This is a genomic window from Mycolicibacterium peregrinum (assembly GCF_001665625.1).
Taxonomy (GTDB): domain Bacteria; phylum Actinomycetota; class Actinomycetes; order Mycobacteriales; family Mycobacteriaceae; genus Mycobacterium; species Mycobacterium peregrinum_B.
The window spans coordinates 20111-31120 of record NZ_LZSY01000050.1 but is presented as its reverse complement, the minus strand read 5'-3'; the positions used below and the strand labels follow the sequence as shown (position 1 = coordinate 31120).

The window sequence follows — 11010 nt, the reverse complement described above, 5'->3', positions numbered from 1 at the left end:
CGGCGCCCATCAACGCATCCCGCAGATTCAGGATCTCGGGGGGAATGTCTTTCGGCTCGGGATCATTGTCGCGCAGCCGACGAGCAAGACCTCGGTCACCCCGAAAGTCGCGGCGGTCCAGGATCAGGCAGCTACGCCGTGGGACCCCAACCCGCTGCGCGACTGTCTCGGTATCCGGCTTTTCCGCCACCACGGGCGCCGGCTTGGGAGTTGCGGCCTGCTTGGGGGAGAACAGGTCCTTGAGCTTGGCGACCTCGCCGGCCTCGAACTCCTCGGCAGTGGGCTTCGGTTTGGGCGCGGCGGCCACCGGCTTGGCGGACTTGACGGTGTCGGTGACCTGGGCAGCGGCTTTGTCGATCTTGCCGGCACGCTTGTCGAGGTTGTCCCTGACGCTTTCTTTGACCTTGGCCAACGGGACCTTGGACAATGGCTTGGGGCGCTTGACCTCGCCGGCCTTGGCAACTCCGCGCTTGGGTCCGGCGTTGACGTGCTGGGATGTGCTGCCGGTCGACTCCTTGGACGCACCGTCCGTCGAATCAGCGTGAGCAGTGCCCTGGCCGGCCACGGCGATCGCCGCGCCGACTCCTGCCGCCACCGCGACACCACCGACATAGCCGATGTATTTCGTTGACGCCATTGCCGTCCTTTCACAGCCGATCCCCAGCCCAGAGGCATCGTAGGGGGCTACGGCGTGATCGGCATCTCTTGGGTTGCATCGGGCTTCACCTGGTACCGCATACCGACCAGGCATCGAACAGACGTTCGATATACTGGTGGGGTGGGATGGCACAACGGGCCGCCGAGCTGGTCGGAGATGGAGCGGGTACTCACCGGCAAGCCCCGTCGTTCCGGCCTGCCATTGGAGCCCGCCGGCGACGGCGGGGACAGCCCGGCCTGGTCGCGCAAACGCGGCAGCTATCAGCCGCCCGAGGTTTCCCGCGCACCCGGCTCGGTGCCGTATGCCGAGCTGCACACGCACAGCGCCTACAGCTTCCTCGACGGGGCGAGCACGCCGGAGGAGTTGGTCGAGGAGGCGGCCCGGCTGAACCTGCGGGCCATCGCGCTGACCGATCACGACGGGCTCTACGGCGTGGTCCGGTTCGCCGAGGCGGCCCGGGAGTTGGACGTGGCCACGGTGTTCGGCGCCGAACTGTCGCTGGGGAACGTTCCCCGCACCGAGGATCCGGACCCACCCGGCCCGCATCTGCTGGTGCTGGCCCGCGGCCCGGAGGGGTATCGGCGGTTGTCTCGCGAGATCGCCAAGGCACACCTGGCCGGTGGTGAGAAGGGTAAGCCCCGCTACGACTTCGACGGGCTCACCGAGGCTGCCGGTGGGCACTGGCACATCCTCACGGGCTGTCGTAAAGGCCATGTCCGCCAGGCACTCTCGGAAGGCGGTCCGGAAGCTGCCGCCGCCGCGCTGGCGGATCTGGTGGACCGGTTCGGGGTCGACCGGGTCAGCATCGAACTCACCCATCATGGCCATCCGTGTGACGACGAACGCAATGCCGTCCTGGCCGGGCTGGCGTCGCGGTTCGGGATACCGGTGGTGGCGACCACCGGTGCACACTTTGCGGCACCCGACCGAGGCCGGCTGGCCATGGCGATGGCGGCGATCCGGGCCCGCAACTCGATGGACACCGCGGCGGGCTGGCTGGCCCCGCTCGGCGGGTCCCACCTGCGTTCCGGGGAGGAGATGGCCCAGCGGTTCGGTACTGAGATCGTGACGGCCGCAGCCGATCTCGGTGAGCAGTGCGCCTTCGGCCTGGCGCTCATCGCTCCGCAGCTGCCGCCGTTCGACATCCCGGCCGGGCATACCGAGGACAGTTGGCTGCGGCATCTGGTCATGGCGGGAGCAGCCGAACGCTACGGGCCCGTCGACAATGCGAAAAATGCCTATGCGCAGATAGAACACGAGCTGCGCATCATCGAGCAGCTGAAGTTTCCCGGCTATTTCCTGGTGGTGCACGACATCACCCGGTTCTGCCGGGACAACGACATCCTGTGTCAGGGCAGGGGATCGGCGGCCAACTCGGCGGTCTGCTACGCGCTCAAGGTCACCAACGTCGACCCGATCGCCAACGAGTTGCTGTTCGAACGGTTTCTGTCCCCGGCCCGCGACGGGCCGCCCGATATCGACATCGACATCGAATCGGACTTGCGCGAGAACGTTATCCAGTACGTCTACGAGCGCTACGGCCGTGACTACGCCGCCCAGGTGGCCAACGTCATCACCTACCGCGGACGCAGCGCGGTCCGCGACATGGCCAGGGCGTTGGGCTTTTCCCAGGGTCAGCAGGACGCCTGGAGCAAGCAGCTCAGCCGGTGGAACGGACGTCCGGACTCGCCGGAGGCGGAAGACATCCCGCAACCGGTGATCGAATTGGCCACCCAGATCGCCAATCTGCCCCGGCACCTCGGCATCCACTCGGGCGGCATGGTGATCTGTGACCGCCCGATCGCCGACGTGTGCCCGGTGGAGTGGGCCCGCATGGCCAACCGCAGCGTGTTGCAGTGGGACAAGGATGACTGCGCGGCAATCGGTTTGGTGAAGTTCGATCTGCTCGGCCTCGGCATGCTCTCGGCGCTGCACTACGCCATCGACCTGTTGGCCGAGCACAAGGGCATCGTCGTCGACCTGGCCAAACTGGATCTGTCCGAACCGGCGGTCTACGCGATGTTGCAGAAGGCCGACTCGGTAGGGGTGTTCCAGGTGGAGTCCCGCGCGCAGATGGCCACCCTGCCCCGGCTCAAGCCGCGGGAGTTCTACGACCTGGTGGTCGAGGTGGCGCTGATCCGGCCGGGCCCGATCCAGGGCGGCTCGGTGCATCCGTATATCCGTCGCCGCAACGGTCTTGAGCCCGTCACCTACGACCATCCGTCGATGGAGTCCGCACTGCGCAAGACGCTGGGCATCCCGTTGTTCCAGGAGCAGCTCATGCAATTGGCAGTCGACTGTGCGGGTTTCACCGCGGCCGAGGCCGACCAGCTGCGCCGGGCGATGGGTTCCAAACGCTCCACCGAGAAGATGCGGCGGCTACGCAGCCGGTTCTACGACGGCATGGCCGAGCTTCACGGGATCACCGGCGACGTGGCCGAGCAGATCTACGAGAAGCTGGAAGCGTTCGCCAATTTCGGCTTCCCGGAAAGTCATTCGCTGAGTTTCGCGTCGCTCGTCTTCTATTCGTCGTGGTTCAAGCTGCACCATCCGGCGGCGTTCTGCGCGGCTCTGCTGCGGGCTCAGCCGATGGGGTTCTACTCGCCGCAGTCCCTGGTTGCCGACGCCCGTCGGCACGGGGTGGTGGTGCACGGCCCTGACGTCAACGCATCTCTGGCCTATGCGACGTGCGAGAACCGCGGCATGGACGTGCGGTTGGGGCTGGGCAGTGTCCGCCACATCGGTGACGAGTTGGCGGGGAGGTTGGTCGATGAGCGAGATGCCAACGGGCCGTTCGCCACCCTGATCGACCTGACCAACCGGGTGCAGCTGTCGGTGCCGCAGACCGAGGCGCTGGCCACTGCCGGGGCGCTGGGTTGTTTCGGGATCAGCCGGCGCGAGGCGCTGTGGGCGGCAGGTGCGGCGGCCACCCAGCGGCCCGACCGGCTGCCGGGGGTGGGCTCGTCCTCGCACGCGCCGCCGCTACCCGGGATGAGTGCGCTGGAGCTGTCGGCCGCTGACGTGTGGGCTACCGGTGTCTCACCGGACAGTTACCCCACCCAGTACCTGCGCGCCGACCTCGACGCCCTGGGCGTGATTCCCGCCGACAAGTTGCTGGACGTCGTCGACGGGACCCGAATTCTGGTTGCCGGGGCGGTGACTCACCGCCAGCGTCCGGCGACCGCGCAGGGGGTGACGTTCATGAACCTGGAAGACGAGACCGGGATGGTCAATGTGCTGTGTGCGCCGGGGGTGTGGGCGCGCTACCGCAAGCTGGCGCAGACGGCACCGGCGCTGGTGGTCCGCGGCATCGTGCAGAACGCCAGTGGTGCGGTCACCGTGATCGCCGACCGGATGGGGCCGGTAGAGCTCAGGGTCGGCTCCCGGTCACGAGACTTCCGCTGAACGCGGAGTATCCGCGCTCAGATCGACTGGGTCGCTGTCCGGGTCGACGGTCGGAGCGGCGCTGTCCTCCAGCCCGGTCCGCAGCAGCGACCAGGCCAGCCGCCGCGCGGCGGTGGCCCGCTCGTGCAGGAGATGTTGGACGGCCGGGATGGGGTTGGTCTCCGGGGTCCGGCCCTCGACCACATCGGCGTGCAGATCCTCGGCGACCTGGATCGCCATCAGGACCGCATCGTTGACCCGGTTGAGTGCATCCTGCAGGCGGTCGTCCTGGCTGAGCAGGTGGGCGTTGTCGAGCTCGACCGAAACGTCGCTCACCACCTGGCTGATCTGCCCGAAGAGCGCGTTCATCGCGGCTTCCCGTTCGGCGCGGTCCGGGTTGCGCAGCTGCGTCGCGCCTTCGGTCCACAGCGTTGCGAGCATCCGGGTGTGTGCGCCCACCGCGCGGGACACCTCGATCATCGCCTGCTTCTGCAGTTGTTCCAGCAGGTTGTTGCGTTCGATGCGGGCGAGTTCGTGCTGGGCCACCAGTTCGGCGTGGTGCAGTTTCTGCTGCGATTCCATCTGGGCCCGATGCCATTTCTGGGTCAGGGCGAGTTCCAGCGCGGACCGCTCGTCGGCGGCCGCCAGCTCACGGCGCAGCCGCTCGTCGGCCTGGGCGATGTCGTTCTTGGCCTGACGCTGGATGGTGAGGGTCAACCACATCGTCACCATCACGACGACGAAGACGACGCCACCGAAGAACCACTCGGCCTTACTGCCGGATGCTCCCGGGCCGAACACCAGATAACCGACGATCGCCAGGCCCGTCAGGCCGCCGCACACCAGCCATCCCTTGTTCGCCTTGGTGTCGACCGACGTCGGGTTGGGGGAGGCGGCTTGACCCACCACAGCCACCCGCATCGGCTCGGTCACCTCGCCCACCTGGTCGTAGTCCGGCGGGGCGCCCACTGAAGACTCAGCGGCCCTTGTCGATTCAGTTAGTCCGGCCATGTCGACCTCCCGTCGGCCAAGCCTGCCACCGTGCCGGCGTTCAGAGTAAGGCCACCCTCGACGCCGTGTGCTACCGGCCGGTGCACCCGCACCCGCATACCCTGTTTTTCGTCATTCTTCAAGTGCCCCTAGCGATGACGTGCCGCTCCGAAACCGCTAGTGTCATCGGCGTGCTCACCGTGAGCGGCGGTGAATCGGACCCGATGGTCCGGCAACCGGCCGCCCACTTTCTGTTGATCTGTTCGCTTGAGAATTGAGGGCCCATGGGACAAAACGCGACGCTGGAAGGTGATTCGGCGGTCATCGTCAGTCTGTCGGAAGCGGCGATGCACATGTATTCCGCTGCTATCGACGCACTGCCCTTCCCCGAGGACAAGAAGTTCCACAAGCGCGCCGACGTCGTCCTGTCCGGCCTGCGCAAGCTGCGTGCCTCTCTGGCCGAGGCGGCCAGCAGCAACCGGCCGTCTCCTGCGGTCATCGTGGCGCTCAGCGGAGTGCGTCAGCGGTATGACTCGCTGATGGCCCACGCCGCATCGGCTCCGGGTTCCTCTCTGGGACAGCAGATCTACGTCACCCGCGTCCACGCCAAGCTGTCGGCTCAGGAAGTCGCCAACGGCGCCGGCCTGCGCGACGGACTGCTCGACGAACTCGAGGCCGGCGCAACGCCGACCGATGCCGAGGCCGCCAAGATCCGCGACACCATCGCCGCGCTCGGCGGGTTGCCCGGCGACGATCACGGCATCCATGCCGTCCCGTCCTCGGTTGACTATGCGTCATCGGACGAGCCGCAGGCCAACGGCTGGGAGCCGGTCCTGGTCTCGGAGAACGCCGGCTGAAAAGCCCGTGTGCCGTCGTCGAACAGGCGTCGGCGCGCAACCTCCATCGGTTAGCTGAGTTGTAGTGCAGCGCACGATGATTGGAAGCTCCCCAGCAGTTTGCTGGGGAGCTTCTCTGGTTCGGCGAACGGTTGTAGTCTCGCGGCATGACAGCCGAACCAGACCTGAACTTGACCGTTGACGAACTCCTCACCACCACGCGCTCGGTGCGCAAACGTCTCGACTTCGAGAAGCCGGTCTCGCGCGAGGTGCTCATGGAATGTCTCGACCTGGCGCTTCAGGCCCCGACCGGGTCGAATGCACAAGGCTGGCAATGGGTTTTCGTCGAAGACCCGGCAAAGAAAAAGGCTCTGGCTGACATCTACCGGGCCAACGCGAACCCCTACCTCGACCTACCCAAGCCGCAGCGCGGCGACATCCGCGACCAGCAGATGGATGCGGTGACGAGTTCCGCCAGGTACCTCACCGACAACTTCGAGAAGGCGCCGGTGCTCATGATCCCGTGCCTCGAGGGCCGTCCCGACGGTGCACCCGCCGGCATGAGCGCATCGTTCTGGGGTTCCCTGCTCCCCGCGGTGTGGAGCTTCATGCTGGCGCTGCGGTCGCGGGGGCTGGGATCGGCCTGGACGACGCTGCACCTGCTCGGTGACGGCGAGAAGCAGGCTGCCGAACTACTGGGCATCCCGTTCGATCGGTACGCCCAGGCGGGTCTGTTCCCGGTCGCCTACACCGTGGGCACCGATTTCAAGAAGGCCAAGCGCCTTCCTGCCGAGCAGTTCTCGCACTGGGACAGTTGGTGAGTCCGGGCGCCCTGGGGCGCCTGATGTCCGAGATGAAATTGTGAAGCCGGAGTATGAACACTCTGTGGGATTCGGGCGTGGGTCGCGTGTCGGCCCACGCCCGCGGCGTAACTAGACGCCGCCGGCGAACCCGTGTTGGCGCCAAGCCTCATAGGCGGCGACGGCCGCCGCATTCGACAAATTCAGCGACCTCCTGCCGGCGAGCATCGGAATGCGCACCTGCGCGGTGATATTGGGATCGGCCAGAGTTTGTGCATCCAGTCCGGTGGGTTCCGGGCCGAACATCAGTACGTCGCCGGGTTGGTAGGAGACGTCGGTGAACGACGTCGACGCGTGCGCGGTGAACGCGTAGACCCGGGCCGGCATCAGTGCGTGCCACGCCGCCTCCAGGTCAGCGTGCACCGTCACCGATGCCAGGTCGTGGTAGTCCAGGCCGGCCCGGCGCAGCTTGGGTTCGGACAGATCGAAACCCAGCGGCTCGACCAGATGCAGCTCGCATCCGGTGCCCGCCACCATCCGGATCGCATTGCCGGTGTTGGGTGCGATACGGGGAGAAAAGAACATCACCCGGAACATCCGATGATGATCGTATGGGGGACCGCCCCGTGACGAATCGGGATGCAATTCCAGGCGTGAATCAGCCTGCGAATCGGAGCGGTAAATCGGCAGGTGTTTGGGCAAGCACATCACTGTTTGCTCGATTACCACACAACTCCGCTACAGCTCGGTCACGAACTCTGTCTGTTCAGTAAGAATTGTGGAAACGCTCGCGAGCTGCTGTCATACTCGTGCAATTGCCAAGGCGTTTGACGCCCGCCCCCGCGTGGGCGGAAACAGCAGGAAGTCTTATGAATCACGCCCCACGAGTAAATTGCGGCCACGCAGCCGGTAGTGCGGTTGGGCGCCGATGACTGCCTTTACGCAGCTGAAACAGGCTGACGGCACCCTCGTCGAATTCTCCCCAGCACCATCGGCTCCGGCCAAGCGCCCTTCGCGCTGGTCTCCGGCCAACTGGCCGGTCAGCCGGAAAGTCCTTGCCATCGTCCTCGTGCCGCTGATCCTGGCCGCGACGTTCGGTGGCTTGCGCATCTACGCCAGTGCCAGCGCTGCCGGAGATCTCCGGTTGGCCGCCGACCGGGCCGAATTGATTCCCGGTATCGACGACTACATGGCCGCCATGGAGGGTGTGCTCATCGCAGCTACCGAGGGTGGCGATGGGCAGGCCGCGATGTCCACTTTCAATGACCGGAAATTGGACCTGCAGCAACGTCTGGAAGCAACCGAGGTGGCCGAAGACGTCGGCCAGGCGGTGGGCAGTCTGCTCACCAAGGGGCCGGAACTCGTCGATGCCGTGATGTCGAATTCGATCGACCTCCGTCAGCGCATCCTCAACTACGGCCCGCTGCTGCTGACCGGGGAAGCTGCCATCACCGGTTCGGTGCACAGCAACCAGCAGTCGCTTCAAGCTCAGGTCGAGGCGCTGGCCCGGGCGGTCGGCGCGCGCGGGCAGATGGCCATCCAGCAGATGCTGGTCACTGCGGGCGGTGCCGAGCCGGAACCCTTGCTGCGTACCTCGATGATCACGATGGCCGGTACCGAACCGTCCACGGTCGCGGCACTGACCAAGGTCCTCGGAGGTGGCTCCGAGGAGGCGGCCACACTTCGCGCCGAGATGGTCAAGCGCATGGCGATGATGTCCAACCCGGGCATTCCGCTGGTCGGTAACCCGGACATGCTGGCCTCGCTGCAGGCCACCGACAAAATCGCCGGGCAGATCATCGAGAACACCACCTCGGCGATTCCGGCCGCGGTCGAGGCCCAGGCCAACGACGCCCGCAACGACGCGATCCGCGACGCGATCCTGGTTGCGACCGCCATCGTCAGCGCGATGGTCATCGTTTTGCTGGTGGCCCGCTCGCTGGTGCGTCCGCTGCGGACCCTTCGGGACAGCGCCCTACGGGTGGCCCATCAGGATCTGGCCAAGGAGATCGAACGGGTCCGCGCCGGCGGCGAGCTGGTTCCGGTCACCCCGATCCCGGTGCAGACCACCGAGGAGGTCGGCCAGGTGGCCCACGCCGTCGATGAGCTGCACGAGCAGGCAGTGTTCCTCGCCGGCGAGCAGGCGCAGCTGCAGTTGCAGGTCTCCGACATGTTCGAGACGTTGTCGCGGCGCAGCCGCTCACTGGTCGATCAGCAGTTGACGCTCATCGATCAGCTGGAACGCAACGAGGACAACCCGGAGCGCTTGGAGAGCCTGTTCCGGCTCGACCACCTGGCTGCCCGCATGCGCCGAAACGGCGCCAACCTGTTGGTGCTGTCCGGATCCAAGCTGGCCCGCGAACACAGCCGCCCGGTCCCGCTGGCGACGGTGATCAACGCCGCGGCCTCGGAGGTGGAGGACTACACGCGCGTCGTCACCGCTTCGGTGGCCGACGTCGAGATTGCCGGTGCCGTGGCCGGCGACTTGATCCACATGCTGGCCGAGCTGCTCGACAATGCGCTGCGCTATTCGCCGCCGATCTCGCAGGTGCGGGTGTCGGCCGTGCACGCCGCCAAGGGTGCGTTGGTGATCGAGGTCAGCGACGTCGGCCTCGGCATGACCGCGGCCGACCTGCGGGTCGCCAACACCCGTCTGCAGTCCGGCGGCGAGGTCAACCCCTACACCGCACGCCACATGGGTCTGTTCGTGGTCGGGCGACTGGCCACCCAGCACGGTCTGGTGGTGCGGCTGCGCAGCACCGTCGCCGAGGAACCGAGCTCGGGCACGACGGCGGGGGTGTACGTCCCGGCGACGCTGTTGGCCCGGGACGGCGGCGACGCCGTCGACGAGCTGCCCTATGGCATGCCCGTCGATGCCCATGCCGGGATCGCCACGGCGTTGTCGTTGGACGCCGATCCCGCCGACACCTCTATGTTCGGGTCCGGTCTCGACGAGCCCCATGTCAACGGTGCCGATGTTCCGTTCGACCTGCTGCCTCAGCGCAGTCCTGGAGCCAGCGGTATCTCGGAACTACCGGGCACGCTGGCCCCCCAACCGGAACCCGAGGCCGAGGAACCGGCTGAGGAGTCCGAGGACGAACCGGTCAGCGAGTGGCCGCAGCAGTGGCCGGTGCACACCGAAGAGAGTGCAGCCCTGGCCAAGGGCCAAATCGGCGCAGCGGCGGAGCCGGCTTCGGACACAGCCGCGGACACAGGGGCCGACACCGCGGCCGACGAAGACGCGGAGCCCGGGCGTCTGTCACCCACCAACACGTCGTCGTTCTTCGCCTCGCGCGGCCAAGCCGCCACGAACGGCGTCAACGGTCTCAATGGTGTCAACGGTCTGAACGGCCACGGCGACCTCAACGGCCACAGCGACCTCAACGGCCACAGCGACCTCAACGGGGTCAACGGTGTGCACATACCGGATCCCGGCGAGGGACCGGAAGAACCCGTCGAAGTGTCCCAGGCCGACAGCGCAGAGGTCGAGGGCGACTCGATCTATCAGTCGATGGTCTCGGAATTCGAGATCGACCCGACGACGCACGTGCGCAGCGCCGACCTGGACTGGAAGACCGTCTGGGAGAAGGGCTGGTCGGTGGCTGCCGCGGCGCAGGACGCGCCCGTCGAGGAGCACACCGAGGAAGGCCTGCCCATGCGTACGCCGGGCGCCCGTCTGGTGCCGGGTGGCGTCGCCGCCGCGGTCGGGGTGGCCGGCGAGTCCAACGGTCGTCACCGCAACGGTGGAGTACACCGCACCGACGACGGCTTCGAGGCGGTAGCATCGGCAGACGAACCTGACAGCGGCATGTTCGCGGCGTTCAAACCGCGTGACCCCGAGGCTGTCCGTACGAGCACCAGCAACCTTTTCGGAGGCGTGCACGCCGGACGATCGCATGCCCGTGAGACCAGAGGAACCGATAACGAATGACCCGTCCGACGCAGCGCGACTCCCTGGACTGGCTCGTGTCCAAGTTCGCCCGCGAGGTATCCGGGGTGTCCCACGCGGTGCTGGTTTCGGCCGACGGACTGCTGATGGCTGCCAGCGAACACATGCCGGTCGAGCGGGCCGACCAGCTCGCCGCGGTCTCCTCCGGCCTGGCGAGCCTGGCCACCGGTGCCTCCCAGTTGTTCAACGGCGGTCACGTGATGCAGTCGGTGGTCGAGATGGAGAACGGCTACCTGCTGCTGATGCGGGTGGGCGACGGCTCCAACCTGGCCACCCTGACCGCCCCGTCGTGTGACATCGGGCAGGTCGGCTACGAGATGGCGATTCTGGTCGAACGGGTCGGCGCGGTGGTGCAGTCTTCGCGCCGTACACCGCAGCCGTCCTGAGTCCCCG

General features: G+C 66.8%; 7 protein-coding genes and 1 pseudogene. 5 read left to right on the top strand and 3 right to left on the bottom strand.

Annotated elements, in window-relative coordinates:
* Positions 1 to 637 (bottom strand): annotated as a pseudogene (locus tag A5779_RS06755) (hypothetical protein); the annotation flags it as partial.
* Positions 638 to 778: 141 nt separating this feature from the next.
* Here A5779_RS06755 and A5779_RS06750 point away from each other — a divergent pair.
* Positions 779 to 4063, top strand: coding sequence for an error-prone DNA polymerase (locus A5779_RS06750; protein ID WP_064880190.1), 3285 nt, complete (start codon positions 779 to 781; stop codon positions 4061 to 4063).
* Here the strand turns inward: A5779_RS06750 and A5779_RS06745 are convergent.
* Entirely contained in the window at positions 4046 to 5011 is a 966-nt protein-coding gene (locus A5779_RS06745; protein ID WP_236734667.1) for a hypothetical protein, read from the bottom strand. The two genes, A5779_RS06750 and A5779_RS06745, sit on opposite strands and share 18 nt — an antisense overlap.
* A 305-nt stretch (positions 5012 to 5316) precedes the next feature.
* Here A5779_RS06745 and A5779_RS06740 point away from each other — a divergent pair, with 305 nt between their 5' ends.
* Both A5779_RS06740 and A5779_RS06735 read left to right on the top strand, forming a co-directional pair.
* Positions 5317 to 5889 carry a hypothetical protein gene (locus A5779_RS06740; protein ID WP_064880189.1) on the top strand — a complete coding sequence of 191 codons (573 nt, stop codon included), beginning with the start codon at positions 5317 to 5319 and terminating at the stop codon, positions 5887 to 5889.
* Positions 5890 to 6035: 146 nt separating this feature from the next.
* Entirely contained in the window at positions 6036 to 6689 is a 654-nt protein-coding gene (locus A5779_RS06735) for a nitroreductase family protein (protein ID WP_064880188.1), read from the top strand.
* Between the two features lie 111 nt (positions 6690 to 6800).
* Here the strand turns inward: A5779_RS06735 and A5779_RS06730 are convergent, their stop codons facing one another.
* On the bottom strand, positions 6801 to 7265 hold the full coding sequence (locus A5779_RS06730) for a tRNA (cytidine(34)-2'-O)-methyltransferase (RefSeq protein ID WP_064880198.1): 465 nt from the start codon (positions 7263 to 7265) through the stop codon (positions 6801 to 6803).
* Between the two features lie 331 nt (positions 7266 to 7596).
* On the opposite strand from A5779_RS06730, the gene A5779_RS06725 reads away from it, so the two are divergent.
* Both A5779_RS06725 and A5779_RS06720 read left to right on the top strand, forming a co-directional pair.
* Positions 7597 to 10599 (top strand): HAMP domain-containing sensor histidine kinase, encoded by a 3003-nt coding sequence (locus tag A5779_RS06725; protein ID WP_064880185.1) that lies wholly within the window; start codon positions 7597 to 7599, stop codon positions 10597 to 10599.
* On the top strand, positions 10596 to 11003 hold the full coding sequence (locus A5779_RS06720; protein WP_019346515.1) for a roadblock/LC7 domain-containing protein: 408 nt from the start codon (positions 10596 to 10598) through the stop codon (positions 11001 to 11003). Before A5779_RS06725 ends, A5779_RS06720 begins: the two co-directional genes overlap by 4 nt.
* Positions 11004 to 11010 lie beyond the last annotated feature (7 nt).

What these genes read in the sequence shown, in the direction of transcription:
- A5779_RS06740 (WP_064880189.1), top strand. Translation starts at nt 5,317, where the DNA reads ATGGGACAAAACGCGACGCTGGAAGGTGATTCGGCGGTCATCGTCAGT.
- A5779_RS06735 (WP_064880188.1), top strand. Translation starts at nt 6,036, where the DNA reads ATGACAGCCGAACCAGACCTGAACTTGACCGTTGACGAACTCCTCACC.
- A5779_RS06730 (WP_064880198.1), bottom strand. Translation starts at nt 7,265, where the DNA reads ATGTTCCGGGTGATGTTCTTTTCTCCCCGTATCGCACCCAACACCGGC.
- A5779_RS06725 (WP_064880185.1), top strand. Translation starts at nt 7,597, where the DNA reads ATGACTGCCTTTACGCAGCTGAAACAGGCTGACGGCACCCTCGTCGAA.
- A5779_RS06720 (WP_019346515.1), top strand. Translation starts at nt 10,596, where the DNA reads ATGACCCGTCCGACGCAGCGCGACTCCCTGGACTGGCTCGTGTCCAAG.